14 protein-coding genes and 1 riboswitch are annotated in these 15,484 nt (G+C 63.4%); of the genes, 4 read left to right on the top strand and 10 right to left on the bottom strand.

Going from position 1 to position 15,484, the window contains the following annotated elements:
• Positions 1–71: 71 nt before the first annotated feature.
• The 5 genes from ACTJKT_RS19795 to ahcY form a co-directional block, all read right to left on the bottom strand.
• Complete coding sequence (locus ACTJKT_RS19795) at positions 72–1,931, bottom strand: DEAD/DEAH box helicase (protein WP_440788245.1); 1,860 nt, start codon at positions 1,929–1,931, stop codon at positions 72–74.
• A gap of 225 nt (positions 1,932–2,156) precedes the next feature.
• Complete coding sequence (locus tag ACTJKT_RS19790; protein ID WP_440788244.1) at positions 2,157–2,972, bottom strand: substrate-binding periplasmic protein; 816 nt, start codon at positions 2,970–2,972, stop codon at positions 2,157–2,159.
• 55 nt (positions 2,973–3,027) lie between these two features.
• Positions 3,028–4,110, bottom strand: a complete 1,083-nt coding sequence (locus tag ACTJKT_RS19785; protein WP_440788243.1) for a hypothetical protein — start codon at positions 4,108–4,110, stop codon at positions 3,028–3,030.
• Between the two features lie 82 nt (positions 4,111–4,192).
• On the bottom strand, positions 4,193–5,038 hold the full coding sequence (gene metF / locus ACTJKT_RS19780) for a methylenetetrahydrofolate reductase [NAD(P)H] (protein ID WP_025807224.1): 846 nt from the start codon (positions 5,036–5,038) through the stop codon (positions 4,193–4,195).
• 147 nt (positions 5,039–5,185) lie between these two features.
• On the bottom strand, positions 5,186–6,595 hold the full coding sequence (gene ahcY / locus ACTJKT_RS19775; protein WP_009045993.1) for an adenosylhomocysteinase: 1,410 nt from the start codon (positions 6,593–6,595) through the stop codon (positions 5,186–5,188).
• Positions 6,596–6,617: 22 nt separating this feature from the next.
• A riboswitch (S-adenosyl-L-homocysteine riboswitch) is annotated at positions 6,618–6,724 on the bottom strand.
• Positions 6,725–6,921: 197 nt separating this feature from the next.
• Here ahcY and ACTJKT_RS19770 point away from each other — a divergent pair.
• Positions 6,922–7,326, top strand: a complete 405-nt coding sequence (locus ACTJKT_RS19770; protein WP_097306638.1) for an acyl-CoA thioesterase — start codon at positions 6,922–6,924, stop codon at positions 7,324–7,326.
• 121 nt (positions 7,327–7,447) lie between these two features.
• Here the strand turns inward: ACTJKT_RS19770 and ACTJKT_RS19765 are convergent, their stop codons facing one another.
• Both ACTJKT_RS19765 and ACTJKT_RS19760 read right to left on the bottom strand, forming a co-directional pair.
• A complete protein-coding gene (locus tag ACTJKT_RS19765; RefSeq protein WP_440788242.1) occupies positions 7,448–8,707 on the bottom strand; it encodes a cation:proton antiporter in 1,260 nt (419 codons plus the stop codon).
• Between the two features lie 180 nt (positions 8,708–8,887).
• Positions 8,888–10,057 (bottom strand): MFS transporter, encoded by a 1,170-nt coding sequence (locus tag ACTJKT_RS19760; RefSeq protein WP_440788241.1) that lies wholly within the window; start codon positions 10,055–10,057, stop codon positions 8,888–8,890.
• A gap of 212 nt (positions 10,058–10,269) precedes the next feature.
• Here ACTJKT_RS19760 and ACTJKT_RS19755 point away from each other — a divergent pair, with 212 nt between their 5' ends.
• Together ACTJKT_RS19755 and ACTJKT_RS19750 are read left to right on the top strand one after the other, a co-directional pair.
• The gene (locus ACTJKT_RS19755) at positions 10,270–11,103 is read left to right on the top strand and encodes an EamA family transporter (protein WP_440788240.1); all 834 of its coding nucleotides are present in this window, start codon (positions 10,270–10,272) and stop codon (positions 11,101–11,103) included.
• Positions 11,104–11,139: 36 nt separating this feature from the next.
• Complete coding sequence (locus ACTJKT_RS19750) at positions 11,140–11,526, top strand: MAPEG family protein (RefSeq protein ID WP_025807229.1); 387 nt, start codon at positions 11,140–11,142, stop codon at positions 11,524–11,526.
• A gap of 159 nt (positions 11,527–11,685) precedes the next feature.
• Here the strand turns inward: ACTJKT_RS19750 and mltA are convergent, their stop codons facing one another.
• Positions 11,686–12,861 (bottom strand): murein transglycosylase A, encoded by a 1,176-nt coding sequence (mltA, locus tag ACTJKT_RS19745; RefSeq protein WP_440788239.1) that lies wholly within the window; start codon positions 12,859–12,861, stop codon positions 11,686–11,688.
• Between the two features lie 128 nt (positions 12,862–12,989).
• Here mltA and ACTJKT_RS19740 point away from each other — a divergent pair, with 128 nt between their 5' ends.
• On the top strand, positions 12,990–13,439 hold the full coding sequence (locus tag ACTJKT_RS19740; protein ID WP_097306642.1) for a c-type cytochrome: 450 nt from the start codon (positions 12,990–12,992) through the stop codon (positions 13,437–13,439).
• A 52-nt stretch (positions 13,440–13,491) separates the two neighbouring features.
• On the opposite strand, the gene ACTJKT_RS19735 is transcribed toward ACTJKT_RS19740, so the two are convergent.
• Both ACTJKT_RS19735 and metK read right to left on the bottom strand, forming a co-directional pair.
• Positions 13,492–13,887, bottom strand: coding sequence for a DUF1090 domain-containing protein (locus ACTJKT_RS19735; protein WP_063433275.1), 396 nt, complete (start codon positions 13,885–13,887; stop codon positions 13,492–13,494).
• Between the two features lie 406 nt (positions 13,888–14,293).
• Complete coding sequence (gene metK / locus ACTJKT_RS19730; protein ID WP_025807234.1) at positions 14,294–15,484, bottom strand: methionine adenosyltransferase; 1,191 nt, start codon at positions 15,482–15,484, stop codon at positions 14,294–14,296.

Below are 15,484 nucleotides of genomic sequence, written 5' to 3'. Positions count from 1 at the left end.
AGCGGCTACAGAGGCCATAAAAAAACGCCCCTGATCGCAAGATCAGGGGCGTTTTTTATTGCGTCGGAAACTCAGCGATTGCGGGTCAGCAAGGCTGGTTTCTCGCCACGTGGGCGGCTTGGCAGTTGATCGAGCTGCTCGGGAGTCGGGAAGCGGTCGGCTTTCGATTCCTTGTGCATGATCTTCGGCTGGTTGCCGCGCGGGTTCTGCACCGCCGGTTCCTGACGCGCCTGGTCGTCACGGGCTGGACGACGATTGCGCGACTCTTCGCGACGGGCCTGGCCGTCACGTGGAGCGCCGCTGCGTGGACCGTTGCGCTTGGCAGGTGGAGTGCCGGTGGTGCCGCCGCTGCTGTTGCGCGGACCGCCGGAGCGACCCTGGCCGCCGCTGCGCGGCGCATTGCTGTTGGCTGCTGCGCCCTGGCCTGGCGCGCCTGGACGGCGACCGCGGCCCTGGTTGCTCTTGTTCTGGTACGGGCTGACGTAGTCGGCGCGATTGCCGAAGTTGTCCACGTCGTCGTCCAGGAACTCGTCCGGGGCACGGTCGGCGCGTGGCGTCGGCTGGCGCTGTTCGCGGGCCGGAGTGCCTTCGCGAGGTTTCTGCTCACGGGCCGGGCGGTCGCCGCGAGCGGCCGGTTTTTCCTTGCCCTTGTCCTTGCCTTTGTCTTTACGACCGCCGCCGCCACCGCCGCCGTTCGGACCGTCGCCACGCGGGCCACGGGAATTGCGTGGGTTACGCACGTCCGGACGCTCGCGCACTTCCGGTTTCTCGGCTTCCACGGCGCTGGCATCGAAGCCCATCAGATCGCCGTCGGGGATTTTCTGCTTGGTCATGCGCTCGATGCTTTTGAGCAGCTTCTCTTCGTCCGGCGCGACCAGCGAGATCGCTTCGCCCGAACGACCGGCACGGCCGGTACGGCCGATGCGGTGCACGTAGTCTTCGTCGACGTTCGGCAGTTCGAAGTTGACCACGTGTGGCAGCTGGTCGATGTCCAGGCCGCGGGCGGCGATGTCGGTGGCGACCAGGATCCGCACTTCACCGGCCTTGAAGTCGGCCAGGGCCTTGGTACGGGCGTTCTGGCTCTTGTTGCCGTGGATGGCGACGGCGGTCAGGCCGTGCTTGTCCAGGTACTCGGCCAGGCGGTTGGCGCCGTGCTTGGTACGGGTGAAGACCAGCACCTGTTCCCAGGCGCCGGCGGTGATCAGGTGGGCCAGCAAGGCACGCTTGTGGCTGGCGGCCAGGCGGAACACCCGTTGCTCGATGCGCTCGACCGTGGTGTTCGGCGGCGTGACTTCGATGCGCTCGGGGTTGTGCAGCAGCTTGCCGGCCAGGTCCGTGATGTCCTTGGAGAAGGTCGCGGAGAACAGCAGGTTCTGGCGCTTGGCGGGCAGGCGCGCGAGGACTTTCTTCACGTCATGGACGAAGCCCATGTCGAGCATGCGGTCGGCTTCGTCGAGCACGAGGATTTCCACGTGGGACAGGTCGACGCTGCCTTGGCCGGCCAGGTCGAGCAGGCGGCCGGGGCAGGCCACCAGCACGTCGACGCCGCGGGCCATGGCCTGGACCTGTGGGTTCATGCCGACGCCGCCGAAGATGCAGGCACTGACGAACTTCAGGTCGCGGGCATAGACCTTGAAGCTCTCGTGCACCTGCGCGGCCAGTTCGCGGGTTGGGGTCAGGACCAGGACGCGCGGTTGGCGCGGGCCGTGACGCTGGGATTTGTCCGGGTGACCGTTGGGAAACAACCGTTCCAGGATCGGAAGGGCGAAACCGCCGGTTTTACCAGTACCTGTCTGTGCCGCGACCATCAGGTCGCGACCTTGCAACACGGCGGGAATGGCCCGCTGTTGCACCGGAGTAGGCTGGGTGTAGCCGGCGGCTTCGATGGCGCCGACTAAAGCCTCGGAGAGACCGAGGGAAGCAAAGGACATGAGTAATCCTGTTTTAGTGAGGGCTTGGCCCAGAGGGATAGTCTTGCCTGGCGCGAATGGCGTTTAAGAGGACGCAATCCCGTCCGGTCCTGCTGGCTCCTGAAGGCTCATCGGCGAGGGCTCGCGCGGGCCTTGTGGCTGCGCTGTAGCGGTATCGAGAGGCCTTGAACAGGGTCGAGCGTCCGGGCGTGAGCCTGGCGGGAAGGCCGGAGTATAACAGAGCAATCAGCGTGCGCTGCTTTCCTGCTGCTCAACGGTTTTCACCGGTGCTTCGGGCGGCATCGCGCTGGAGTCGGCCATGGTTGGCGCCGCGCCATAACGTGCGCTCAGTTCGGCGTAGGCCGGCTCGCGCTTGAAACGCTTGAGTTCGGCGCCGAAACGCTGCACCAGCAAGTCCATGCCAGCATTGCGCCGGACCGCCAGGAACTGGCTCTGGCGGCTGATGACCACCGGGTTCTCGGTGATCTGCTGGCGAATCTTCAGTTGGTCCAGCAGATGCTGGCCGACCCGCCGATCGGTGATCAGCAGGTCGATGCGGCCGCGCAGCAGCTTGCCGAAGTTGGCTTCGTGGGTCGGCGCCGGCTCGTGCTTGAACAGGGTGGATTCCCTGAAGTCCTGGCTGTACAGGTAGCCGGGGGAGGTGCCCACGGTCAGCCCGCGCAAGTCTTCCAGGGTGCGGAACGGAAAGGGCCGGGCGTTGGCATAGAACATCACGAACTCGACGTCTGACAGCGGCTCGCTGGGGTAGAGCAGGCTGCTTTCGCGTTCGTTGCTGTGAAAGATGTCCAGGGCACCGTCGGCCTGGCCTTGTTCGAGCATGGCCAGGCAACGTTTCCAGGGCAGGAACTGCCATTCGACTTCGATCCCCAGGCGCTGGAAGACGATCGCCGTGGTTTCGTAATCCAGCCCCAGGGCCTTGCCCTGTTCCTCATAGACATAAGGGGCCCAGGGCTCGGTGACAATGCGCAGTTTCTCGCCATGGGCGGTGAGGCTCAGGCAAGCGCAGATAAAGGCTGTCAGCAACTGGGCAATGACGGGCATCGATGGAGATTACGACGAGAGGTCGTCCAATACTAGAGGCCGTCTAGCTCAAGCCTTAGTCAGCCTTTGTCTCGATCAGATGCAGGTAGATGGCCTTGCGCCGCTGGCCCAGTACCAGGCGAATCACCGGGTGGTTGAACCAGCGTTCGAGCTGATGACTGTTGAGCGGCTTTTTCAGGCGGCCTTCGGCGTTTTCCCGGGCTTTCTCCCACCAGACCGGGGCGCAGGCCTGGTCGAATTCGTTGGTGTGGCGGTAGCAACCGTAGAGGATTTCGCGCATGAACTGCCGCTGGTGCCCGGGCAGGGCCAGGGTCACGATCTTGTAGGCCAGGCGTTGCAAGGCCGGTGGGCGTGGCAGGGTCGCGGTGACCAGGCGGGTTTCGTCCAGGGCGACGCTGCTGGTGGGCGCTGCGCCGTGCTTGTCCAGCCAGGCCTTGATCTTGGCGCGAAACAGCTGCTTGCGGCTCCAGTAGTGGTGGATCAGGTCGGGGCATTCGCGGACCTGTTTGGTGCGGTAGGCAGCGACCGACAGACAGAACTCTTCGAGGGTGTAGGCGCCGTTGGCCAGCGGGTACAGCTCGTCCATCAGGGCGATGGAGCGGTCCAGTACGTCGGCGTCCGCGCGGTGCAGGCCGATCACGCCGGAGTTGAGCAACGGCATCTGGTCGTCGGCGAGTTTGCGTTCCCGCAGCAAACCGGCCAGGGACTGATAGAGGCCGGACTCCTTGTTGGCGCCGTAGCACATGCCGAATGCGTTACACAGCAGGGTGCCGGGCTGGACGCGGCGAAACAGCTCCAGCGGCGAGCAGTGGAAAAAGGTATCGGTGTCGATCAGCAGGGCCAGTTCGGACTCTTGCAGCACCTGCTGCATCACCACGTGCTTGGCGCGAAAGTGGTAGCCGTGTGGGGCGATCCAGGCCTGGCGGGTACTTTCATCCAAGGGGCGCACGCGCACAGGCAGGTCGCGGTAAGGCGCGGCATTGTCGGTGAAGACCTGGATATCGAGGGCTTCGCCCGGTGTTTCGCGCAACCCGGCCAGGGCGCTGGCAATACTGAACGCGGCCTCCTGGTGATAGGTCGCGGCGCCGTAAACCAGATAGATCAATTGCGGGCGTGCTGCGGTGCTGCCTGTGGACATCTACGGCGATCCTTTGGATGTATGGGGGTTAAAAAAAAGGCCCTGGATTTCGCCAAGGCCTTTTTCCGATGCTGTCGGGTGGTTAACGCGGCAGCTTCAGGTTGTTCCAGACGGCCAGGCTTGGCTCGGCTTGGTTCAGAGTATAGAAGTGCAATCCTGGCGCACCGCCTTGCAACAAACGTTCACACATTTCGGTGATGACCTGCTCGCCGAACGCCTGAATGCTCTGGCTGTCGTCGCCGTAGGCTTCCAGTTGCTTGCGGATCCAACGCGGGATTTCCGCGCCGCAGGCGTCGGAGAAACGCGCCAGCTTGCTGTAGTTGGTGATCGGCATGATGCCGGGCACGATCGGGATGTTCACACCCATTTGTTGCACGCGTTCGACGAAGTAGAAATAACTGTCGGCGTTGAAGAAGTACTGGGTGATCGCACTGTTGGCGCCGGCGTTGGCCTTGCGCACGAAGTTGTTGAGGTCGTCTTCGAAATTGCGCGCCTGTGGGTGCATTTCCGGATACGCCGCCACTTCGATGTGGAAGTGATCGCCGGTCTCTTCACGAATGAAGCTCACCAGGTCGTTGGCGTGACGCAGCTCGCCGCTGGCCATGCCCATGCCCGAAGGCAGGTCGCCGCGCAGGGCGACGATACGGTTGATGCCGGCAGCCTTGTACTGGGTCAGCAGGCCACGCAGGTCGGCCTTGCTGTCACCCACGCAGGACAGGTGCGGTGCGGCCGGGACCTTCACTTCGCTTTCGAGCTGCAGCACGGTGTTCATCGTGCGGTCGCGGGTCGAGCCACCGGCACCGTAGGTGCAGGAGAAGAAATCGGGGTTGTAGCTGGCCAGCTGGCGGGCAGTGGCGAGCAGTTTTTCATGCCCAGCATCGGTCTTGGTCGGGAAGAACTCGAAGCTGTAGCGACGGTCTTGGGACATGGTCATACCCTTGGAAACTCGTAAGCCTTGCAGGCGCTGGGCTGCCCGTAGGAGCGAAGCTTGCTCGCGATGCGGGCGCNCTTCGCTCCTACAGGGAGCAGCAGGGTTTGCGGCCTGCTCCCCGGGGAGAGCAGGCGGCAGAACCGATCAGTAGCGGTAAGCGTGTGGCTTGAACGGGCCTTCGACGGTGACGCCGATGTAGTCAGCCTGTTGCTTGGTCAGTTGAGTGACCACGCCACCGAAGCCGCGGACCATTTCCAGGGCCACTTCTTCGTCGAGTTTCTTCGGCAGTACTTCAACGGTCAGGCGCTCGGCTTTCTGGGCTGGCGACAGGTCGGCGTACTTCTGGCCGAACAGGAAGATCTGCGCCAGTACCTGGTTGGCGAACGAACCGTCCATGATGCGGCTTGGGTGACCGGTGGCGTTGCCCAGGTTCACCAGGCGGCCTTCGGCCAGCAGGATCAGGTAGTCGTCGTTCTGGGCGTCGAAAGCGCCTGGACCGGTACGGTGAACCTTGTGCACCTGTGGCTTCACTTCTTCCCATGCCCAGTTCTTGCGCATGAAAGCGGTGTCGATTTCGTTGTCGAAGTGACCGATGTTGCAGACAACGGCGCGCTTCTTCAGGGCCTTGAGCATGTTCGCGTCGCAAACATTGACGTTACCGGTGGTGGTCACGATCAGGTCGATCTTGCCCAGCAGGGCCTTGTCGATGCTTGCTTCGGTGCCGGTGTTGATACCGTCGATGAACGGCGAAACCAGTTCGAAACCGTCCATGCAGGCCTGCATGGCGCAGATCGGGTCGACTTCGGAAACCTTGACGATCATGCCTTCCTGACGCAGGGACTGGGCCGAGCCCTTGCCCACGTCACCGTAGCCGATGACCAGCGCTTGCTTACCGGACAGCAGGTGGTCGGTGCCGCGCTTGATCGCATCGTTCAGGCTGTGACGGCAGCCGTACTTGTTGTCGTTCTTGCTCTTGGTCACCGAGTCGTTGACGTTGATGGCCGGGATCTTCAGCTCGCCCTTGGCCAGCATGTCCAGCAGGCGGTGCACGCCAGTGGTGGTTTCTTCGGTCACGCCGTGGACGCGATCCAGCACCTGCGGGTACTTCTTGTGCAGCAGCTCGGTCAGGTCGCCGCCGTCGTCGAGGATCATGTTGGCGTCCCAAGGCTTGCCATCCTTGAGGATGGTCTGCTCCAGGCACCACTCGTACTCTTGCTCGGTCTCGCCTTTCCAGGCGAATACCGGGATACCGGCAGCGGCGATGGAGGCGGCGGCCTGGTCCTGGGTCGAGAAGATGTTGCAGGACGACCAGCGTACTTCGGCACCCAGGGCAACCAGGGTTTCGATCAGCACGGCAGTCTGAATGGTCATGTGGATGCAGCCGAGAATCTTCGCGCCCTTGAGCGGTTGTTCGGCGGCGTACTTGCGACGCAGACCCATCAGGGCCGGCATTTCCGACTCGGCGATGATGGTTTCGCGACGGCCCCAGGCGGCCAGGGACATGTCGGCGACTTTGTAGTCGGTAAAATCTGCAGGCGTGATTACAGCGCTCATGAAGAGCCTCCATTCGTAAGTATGCGAATGGGCGCCGTTGTGCGTTTAGTGACTGACCGAACCATCACGGCCAGACAACGCCCCATCCGAGCCTGACAGGTCTAGCCTGCTGCAGCGCCCCTCGGACAGGTGGCGGGAAAACGGTACCAGGTGATAGTTACCGTTTTGAAACGGGGGCGATTATAGCTGTCTGCTTGCGACTTCCCAAGGATTTCTGTCGGACGATGTTCGAACGGTAATCGCGACCATAGTAGAAGCCCAATAGAGCTCTGCGCCGGGGTCTGCCATGATGCCGGCATCAATCGGCAAGACGGTCAGGAGTGAGCATGAATTTCCACACCCGCAAATGGGTAAAACCCGAAGACCTCAACCCCAACGGCACGCTGTTCGGCGGCAGCCTGTTGCGCTGGATCGACGAAGAAGCGGCGATCTACGCCATCGTCCAGCTGGGCAACCAGCGCGTGGTCACCAAGTACATTTCCGAAATCAACTTCGTCAGCGCCTCGCGCCAGGGCGACATCATCGAACTGGGCATCACCGCCACCGAATTCGGCCGCACCTCGATCACCCTGACCTGTGAAGTGCGCAACAAGATCACCCGCAAAAGCATCCTCACCGTCGAGAAGATGGTCTTCGTCAACCTGGGCGAGGACGGCTTGCCGGCTCCTCACGGTCGTACCGAAATCAAATACGTGAAGGATCAGTTCAAGGACGACGAGCCCGTCGCCTGACATCGTCTTCTGTAGGAGCGAAGCTTGCTCGCGATCGGCCCGTCCAGGCGTCGTATTCCTTCGATCAGACCGCGTCGCCTGNCTGATCGCGAGCAAGCTTCGCTCCTACAGGTTCAGGTTGTCAGTGAGCGTCCTGCTCGGCGGCTGGCGCGTCCTTGGTGACATGGCGCACCAGCTTGCCGATGGTCAGGCCCTGCAGGAGGATCGACGACAGCACCACGATGTAGGTGATGCTCAGCACCAGGTCGCGCTCCGGGCCCAATGGCAGGGCCAGCGCCAGCGCTACCGAAACCCCGCCGCGCAGGCCGCCCCAGGTCAGTACCCGGATGGTGCCGCGCGGCACGCTGCGCCAGCGGCGTAGCAGGACGATGGCCGGGGCCACGGTGAGCAGGCGCGACAGCACGATCGCCACCGCCAGCAGGCTCGCGGCCAGCAAGTGCAGCCAGTTGAACGGCAGCAGCAACAGTTCCATGCCGATCAGGGCGAACAGCAGGGCGTTGAGCATGTCGTCGAGCAGCTCCCAGAAACCGTCCAGGTAACGCCGGGTCATGTCGTTCATTGCCAGGTTGCGCCCCAGGTTGCCGATGATCAGGCCCGCCACCACCATCGCGATCGGTGCCGAGACGTGCAGCTCGCTGGCCATCGCCGAGCCGCCGATCACCAGGGCCAGGGTCAGCATCACCTCGATCTGGTGCTGCTCGATGCTCTTGATCATCAGGTACACCAGGTAGCCGATCAGCCCGCCGAACACCACGCCGCCGATGGCCTCATGGGCAAACAGCAGGGCGGTGGCGCCGAGGGTCGGGGTTTCGCCGAGCTGGGCGATACCCAGCAGCACGGTGAACACCACCACCGCGGTGCCGTCGTTGAACAGCGACTCGCCGACGATGGTGGTTTTCAGCGGCTTGGACGCGTTGGCGGTACGCAGCACGCCGAGCACCGCGATCGGGTCGGTCGGCGAGATCAGGGCGCCGAACAGCAGGCAATAGAGGAAGCTCACGTGCCAGCCGAACAGGCCGAAGATCCAGTAGGCCAGGCTGCCGATGACGAATGTGGCGATCAACACGCCGACCGTGGCCAGCAGGCCGATGGGCCAGCGGTAGCTGCGCAGGTCGTTGAGGTTGACGTGCAAGGCGCCGGCGAACAGCAGGAACGACAGCATCCAGTTCATCAGCAGGTCGCCGAAGTCGATCTGGCCGATCAGCTGTTGCACGTGTTCTTCCAGGCCGGGATAGCCGAGGAAGCTCAAACCTTGCAGCAGCAGGGAAAACAGCAGGGCGGTGACCATCACACCGATGGTCGGCGGTAGGCCGATGAAGCGGAAGTTGACGTAGGTGAGCAGGGTGGTCAGGCAGATGAAGGCGGCAACGAGTTCAAGCATCCGGAGTCCCTTGGATAGAAACGTGAAAAGAAAGCCCGAAAGCCATCGGGCAAGGGTTGGATGGGCCGCTGGCGGCCCCGGGGCACACTGACAAGGAAAGTTCAGATTCTTCTGGCGGTGTGCCGGTCGGCCAGTGCGCGGTTCTGCAGGCGACTGTCGCTCAGTCGCGCTCGTCAGGGCTCAGCCGGATACATTGACCGCGGCCGCCTGGCGACGTTGCAGATGAATGAACAGCAGCGCGGTCAGCACCGTCAGTCCGCCGACCAGCGCGCCGGTCCACGGCAGGTCGGCCAGGTCGGCGCCGCTGGCCACCACCAGTCCGCCGATCCAGGCGCCGGCGGCGTTGCCCAGGTTGAAGGCGCTCTGGTTCAGGGTCGAGCCCAGGTTGGGGGCCTCATGGGCCTGGTCGATGATCAGCAGTTGCAGGATCGGGCACAGGGCGAAGGCGAAAATTCCCCACAACAGCAAAGTGATCGCCGCCGGAATCAGCAGGTGGCTGGTCTGGCTGAATGCGGCCAGCACCAGCACCACGGCCAGCGCCATGGCCACCAGCGACGGCAGCAGGCGGCTGTCGGCCAGGCGGCCGCCGAGCATGCTGCCGGCTGTCAGGCCGACACCGAACAGCAGCAACATGATGGTCACGCCATGGGGGCTGGCGCCGGTGACGTCCTGCAGGATCGGCGCGATATAGGTGAAGACGCTGAACAGGCTGGTGGAGGCCAGCACACTCATGCCCAGGGCCAGCAGCACGTTGGTCTTGCCCAAAACCTTGAACTCGCTGGCCAGGTTGGCCTTGTCCATGGCGATGTGCCGGGGCAGCCAGAGCCACTGGGCAATGGCGGCGATCACCCCGATCAGCGACACCGCCCAGAAGGTCGAGCGCCAGCCGGCGTATTGCCCCAGCGCCGTGCCCAGCGGCACGCCGAGCACATTGGCCAGGGTCAGGCCGGTGAACATCATGGCGATCGCCTGGGCGCGCTTGTTCGGCGCCACCAGGCTGGCGGCGACCACCGAGCCGATGCCGAAAAACGCACCGTGGCACAGCGCGGTGATCACCCGCGCGGCCATCAGCGTGGTGTAGTTCGGCGCCAGCGCGCAAAGCACGTTGCCGAGGATGAACATCAGGGTCATGCCCAACAACGTGGCCTTGCGCGGCATGTTGGCGGTGCCGACGGCGAGGATCGGCGCGCCGAACACCACGCCCAAGGCGTAGCCGGTAATCAGCAGGCCCGCATGGGGAATGCTGACGGACAGGTCGCGGGCGACATCGGGCAGCAGGCCCATGATGACGAATTCAGTGGTACCGATGCCGAAGGCGGCAACAGCCAGTGCGAGCAAGGCGAGTGGCATGCGAGGATTCTCTGTCTGTAGTCTTGACGCCCTGATCAGGCATACGCATGCCGGCTTTGCCCCTCCATCGGATCGGGTCCGGCGGATCGGGCAGCAGCAAAAAATATTGGAATAGGTATATGCGCAACATGAGTGCGGCGTGGTCGGCGTCAGTATAGACAGCCGTTGCGCCTAGGTGAATCGATTCTCCTCTAGCAAACAGGGAGTGTGAGGTGCTGGCGACAACTCTGGTTCTGGTGGCGGCGCTGCTGCATGCGGCGTGGAATACCCTGATCAAGTTCAGCGGCGAACGCTTGTTGGTGGTGGCCTGCATGGACAGCGTCGCCTTGCTGTTCGTGGCGCTGATGCTGGGGTTCGTCGCATGGCCGCCGCTGGAGATCTGGCCGTGGATCCTGGCATCGGCGGTTTTCGAATTACTCTACCGCTACCTGCTGATCCAGGCCTATCGGGTCGGCGACCTGGGCCTGGTCTATCCGCTGATGCGCGGCCTTTCGCCCCTGGTGGTGCTGGCCCTGACCCTGATTTTCGCGGGTGAGGTGCTCAGCCCCCAGCAGATCCTCGGCATCCTGTTGATCCCTTTCGGCATGCTGTGCCTGCTGTGGCAGGGCGGTGGCGGCGACCGTCTGCCGTGGTCGATGTTGCCGGTGGTGGCGCTGATCGGCCTGTGCATCGGCTGCTACACCTTTATCGACGGCCAGGCGCTGCGCCGCTGGTCCCATCCGCTGGATTACCTGGTGTGGGTGACGCTGCTCAGCGCCTGGCCTTTCCCGTTGCTGGCGCTGCTGCGCAAGCGTGCGGCCTTCACCCTGTTCTGGCGCGAGCAATGGCAGTTGGGGTTGAGCGTCGGGTTCTGCGTATTGTTCAGCTACGCTCTGGTGCTGTGGGCCATGCAGCTGGGATCGATCGCCGAGGCGGCGGCGCTGCGGGAAATCAGCGTGATCCTGGTGGTGTTGTTCGGCATGCGTTACCTGAAAGAACCTTTCGGTCGACCTCGGCTCTTAGCTTGTGGGCTGGTGCTGATCGGCATGCTGGTGATGAAGTTCTGACCCCGCTCCCCTCATGACTTTAAAAAGGACTCTGCCATGACCGTCGCTTTCTGGTGTGTATTGATCGCCATCTTCCTGCCGTACCTGTGCAACAGCATCGCCAAGTTCAGCGGGGGCAACTTTGGCCTGCGGCAGAACCATGACCCGCGGGCCTATCTCGAGACCCTCGAGGGTTTCCCCCGGCGCGCGCAAGCGGCGCAGCTCAACAGTTTTGAAGTGACCCCGGCCTTTGCGGCGGGGGTGATCATTGCCCATGTCGCCAACGTCGCCGAACTGGTGACCATCGATGTGCTGGCGGTGCTGTTCATCACCAGCCGCCTGCTGTACATCATCTGCTACCTGGCGGACTGGGCGGTCCTGCGTTCGCTGGTGTGGTTCGTCGGCATGGCGCTGATTGCCAGCTTCTTTTTTGTCTCCATTTGACCTGTAGCCGCTGCCGAGCTTGCGAGGCTGCGACCGGGCGCGCAGCGGCCGCAATGGGGGCGTCGCGGTTATCCTGGCCCAACGCACTCTCAGGTTTTGCGCCTGCTACGCAGGCGATCGCAGCCTCGCGGGGCTCGGCAGCGGCTACAGGGCTACGGGCTATTTGCTGTCGGTGACTTCAGGCACTTTCGGCAGCGTGGCGCCCTTGGGCCAGAGCATCCAGATCTGGCCCTGCTGTTTCATGTCCCCCGCCAGTTGCCCGGCCGCGTCGCCGGTGCCCCAGAACAGGTCGGCGCGAACTTCGCCGGCGATCGCGCCACCGGTGTCCTGCGCCGCCACCGGGCGGATCAGGCTGCTGCCATCGGGCCGAGTGGTGGAGAGCCACAGCAGGCTGCCCAGCGGAATCACCTTGCGGTCCACCGCCACGCTGTAGCCGGACGTCAGCGGTACGTTCAGCGAGCCGCGCGGGCCTTCGTTGCTGTCCGGGTTGCGGTTGAAGAACACGTAGCTGGGGTTGCTGCCCAGCAGTTCCGGGATGCGATTGGGGTTGGCCTTGGCCCAGGCGGCGATGGTGCCCATGGTCACGTCTTCTTTCTTCAGCTCGCCCTGATCCACCAGCCAGCGGCCGATGGGGCGGTAGGGGTGACCGTTCTGATCGGCATAACCGATGCGCAACTGGCGCCCGTCTTCCAGCTGGATGCGGCCCGAGCCCTGGATCTGCAGGAACTGCAGGTTCATCGGGTCGGTCAGCCAGGCGATCACCGGCGCCTTGACCCCCTTGGTCTCGATGGTCGCGGCATCGTCGTAGGGTTTCAGCACCCGGCCTTCGAGGCGGCCACGCAGGCGCTTGCCCTTGAGTTCGGGATAAATGCTGTCGAGGGCGACGATGATCATGTCTTCCGGCACGCCATAGACCGGCACTGACGCGGTCTTGGTCTGGGTCAGGCTGCCCGGATAGACAGGTTCGTAGTAGCCGGTGATCAGGCCGTTGCTGCTGCCGCTGGCCGAGCGCAGGCCGTAGACGTCCAGGTGTTCCTTGAGGAAGCTGCGGACATCCAGGGCAGTGAGCGGCACATTGGCCGCGGTCGCGCAGGTCGGGCCCCATACCGGGTCGGCCTTCAGCCGGGTACAGGCGCTGCGCCAGGAGCCGAAGCCGGCCAGCAGGTCGTCGTCGGACACAGTGGGCAAGGCTTCCCAGCTGGCGCTGGTATAAGTGGCGATAGCGTGGGGCTGGGGTGGCTTGCCGACTTCGCCGCCATTGCATCCGGCCAGCAGGATCGCGGTCGGCAAGGCCCAGGCCAGGTGTCGACGCCACAGTTTGAAACGGGTGTTCATTGGGTATTTCCTTTGTGGCTTGCCTGGGTGCATGGCAACTTCAGGCAATCCATATTGTTAATAGGGCTATTGGTCTTTGCCGGGCAGGCGAGGATACTGGCGGCCGTTTCCCGTGACCCGAAGCCACCATGACTCTCAAAAGACTCTCTGTTGTATTGCTGGCCTGCCTGACGTTGTCCGCCTGCGGCGGTGTCGATCCGAACTCCCCGCTGGGTCAGCGCAAGGCGATCTTCAAACAGATGCTCAAGACCGGTGAAGACCTGGGCGGCATGCTCCGTGGGCGTATCCCCTTCGACGGCCCGCGTTTTACCGAAGGCGCGATCAAGCTGGACAACCTGTCTCACGAACCCTGGAAGCACTTTCCGCAGGTCAAGGAGCAGGAGCACACCAGCGCGACGGACGATGTCTGGCAGAAGCAGGCGCGTTTCCAGGAACTGGCCCGTACCCTCGAGGCGGCCACCGGTGAATTGGTAGTCGCCAGCAAGGTCCAGCCGTACAAGGCCAGCAACCTGGGGCCGGCGGTGCAGAAAGTCGAAGATGCCTGCAGTGCCTGCCATAAAGAGTTTCGCGATCACTGATCCCGTCGCCTGAGGTGGCTGCGGCAGGCACATCTGCCGCGGCGGCTCGAACTTACTTGTCCAGCTCGTCGAGGGCTTCCTGCAATTCCTTGCGGGACTCGGCCAGCTTGTCCTTGCGCTTGTTGATCTTCTCGGCGTCGCCTTTTTTCATCGCCTTGTCCAGGTCGGTCTGACGCCGGCTGACTTCGTGCTTGGCTTCCAGCACCTTGTTTTCGCGTTCCTTTTTCAGCGAGGCGTCGGTGCAGTTTGCGGTGGTTTCGCTCAGGGCTTTTTCCAGGCCAGCCTGTTGCTCGCTGTTGCCGTGGGCCTTGGCCTGTTCGATCTGGGTGCTGATGGCCTGGCGCTTGGCGGCGCAACCCGTGAGTTCCGGGGTTTGCTCGGCGGCCATCAGGGCTGGGGTTGCCAGGCTGAACGCGGCGAAAAGGGTGAGCGGTGCAAGAAATTTCATAAAGGCTCCATGTGAAAAGATGAATAGCAGGAGTGGGGCGATGGGCTGTTTGAGCCATCTGCGTCCCCGGGGTTCAACGCCGCCGGATGTAAAGGAGGGCTGCATCCGTCGGCAGGCAATTTTTATTCAGGCCGGGGCCTGCGGATCGCGGGAACAAAGGCTCGTCCGAGCGTCGCGTCCGAAGCAGGTAATGGTAGCAAGCTCTGTGGGGAGGAAGGGGTAACCAATCCACCTCGCTGTTGATTCGTAGTGTGTCCGGCCGTTTCTGCCGTTTGGGGGAGGAGGCGTGGTGAGTGGTTCTTTCGCCAGCGATGCTTGTCGAAAACCCTGCGCCGCTGGCCTGAATCGCAGCCACAAAAAAGCCCCGCAAGGCGAACCTTGCGGGGCTGCTTGGGTGCTGCCGTGATTACAGGCTGGCAGCGGCGCGCAGGGCTTCGGCGCGGTCGGTCTTTTCCCAAGTGAAGGTGCTGAAGGTGTCGTCACCCACGGTCTTGGTTTGCGGGGTACGGCCGAAGTGGCCGTAGGCCGCGGTTTCGCGGTACATCGGGTGCAGCAGGTCGAGCATGGTGGTGATCGCGTAAGGGCGCAGATCGAAGATTTCGCGGACCAGCTTGATGATCTTGTCATCGCTGATCTTGCCGGTGCCAAAGGTGTTCAGCGAGATCGAGGTCGGTTGCGCCACGCCGATGGCGTAGGACACCTGGATCTCGCAACGCTCGGCCAGGCCGGCGGCAACGATGTTCTTGGCCACGTAACGACCGGCGTAGGCGGCCGAACGGTCGACCTTCGATGGGTCCTTGCCGGAGAACGCGCCGCCGCCGTGACGGGCCATGCCGCCGTAGCTGTCGACGATGATCTTGCGACCGGTCAGGCCGCAGTCGCCGACCGGACCGCCGATGATGAACTGGCCAGTCGGGTTGATGTGGAACTGGGTGTCCTTGGACAGCAGTTCGGCCGGCAGCACGTGCTTGACGATCAGTTCCATCACGCCTTCGCGCAGGTCTTTGTACGACACGTCGGGGTTGTGCTGGGTCGACAGGACCACGGCGTCGATGCCGACCACCTTGCCGCCTTCGTAGCGGCAGGTGACCTGGGACTTGGCATCCGGACGCAGCCAAGGCAGCAGGCCGGACTTGCGGGCTTCGGCCTGGCGCTGCACCAGTTGGTGCGAGAAGGTGATCGGGGCCGGCATCAGCACGTCGGTTTCGTTGCTGGCGTAGCCGAACATCAGGCCCTGGTCGCCGGCGCCCTGATCTTCAGGCTTGGCACGGTCGACGCCCTGGTTGATGTCGGGGGACTGCTTGCCGATGATGTTCATCACGCCGCAGGTCGCGCCGTCGAAACCGACGTCGGAGCTGGTGTAGCCGATGTCGGTGATCACGTCACGAACGATCTGCTCCAGGTCGACCCAGGCCGAGGTGGTGACTTCGCCGGCGACGATGGCCACGCCGGTCTTGACCAGGGTTTCCACCGCTACGCGGGCGTGCTTGTCCTGGGCAATGATGGCGTCCAGCACCGCATCGGAAATCTGGTCGGCGATTTTGTCCGGATGCCCTTCAGACACGGACTCGGAGGTGAAAAGGGAGTATTCGCTCAT

This window comes from Pseudomonas sp. 22526, from assembly GCF_052044735.1.
Classification (GTDB): domain Bacteria; phylum Pseudomonadota; class Gammaproteobacteria; order Pseudomonadales; family Pseudomonadaceae; genus Aquipseudomonas; species Aquipseudomonas piscium.
Note: the sequence above shows the minus strand (reverse complement) of the source record. Positions and strands in the feature narration are given on the sequence as shown.

Coding starts and splice junctions, on each gene's coding strand:
- ACTJKT_RS19795 (WP_440788245.1), bottom strand. CDS start 1,931: ATGTCCTTTGCTTCCCTCGGTCTCTCCGAGGCTTTAGTCGGCGCCATC.
- ACTJKT_RS19790 (WP_440788244.1), bottom strand. CDS start 2,972: ATGCCCGTCATTGCCCAGTTGCTGACAGCCTTTATCTGCGCTTGCCTG.
- ACTJKT_RS19785 (WP_440788243.1), bottom strand. CDS start 4,110: ATGTCCACAGGCAGCACCGCAGCACGCCCGCAATTGATCTATCTGGTT.
- metF (WP_025807224.1), bottom strand. CDS start 5,038: ATGTCCCAAGACCGTCGCTACAGCTTCGAGTTCTTCCCGACCAAGACC.
- ahcY (WP_009045993.1), bottom strand. CDS start 6,595: ATGAGCGCTGTAATCACGCCTGCAGATTTTACCGACTACAAAGTCGCC.
- ACTJKT_RS19770 (WP_097306638.1), top strand. CDS start 6,922: ATGAATTTCCACACCCGCAAATGGGTAAAACCCGAAGACCTCAACCCC.
- ACTJKT_RS19765 (WP_440788242.1), bottom strand. CDS start 8,707: ATGCTTGAACTCGTTGCCGCCTTCATCTGCCTGACCACCCTGCTCACC.
- ACTJKT_RS19760 (WP_440788241.1), bottom strand. CDS start 10,057: ATGCCACTCGCCTTGCTCGCACTGGCTGTTGCCGCCTTCGGCATCGGT.
- ACTJKT_RS19750 (WP_025807229.1), top strand. CDS start 11,140: ATGACCGTCGCTTTCTGGTGTGTATTGATCGCCATCTTCCTGCCGTAC.
- mltA (WP_440788239.1), bottom strand. CDS start 12,861: ATGAACACCCGTTTCAAACTGTGGCGTCGACACCTGGCCTGGGCCTTG.
- ACTJKT_RS19740 (WP_097306642.1), top strand. CDS start 12,990: ATGACTCTCAAAAGACTCTCTGTTGTATTGCTGGCCTGCCTGACGTTG.
- ACTJKT_RS19735 (WP_063433275.1), bottom strand. CDS start 13,887: ATGAAATTTCTTGCACCGCTCACCCTTTTCGCCGCGTTCAGCCTGGCA.
- metK (WP_025807234.1), bottom strand. CDS start 15,484: ATGAGCGAATACTCCCTTTTCACCTCCGAGTCCGTGTCTGAAGGGCAT.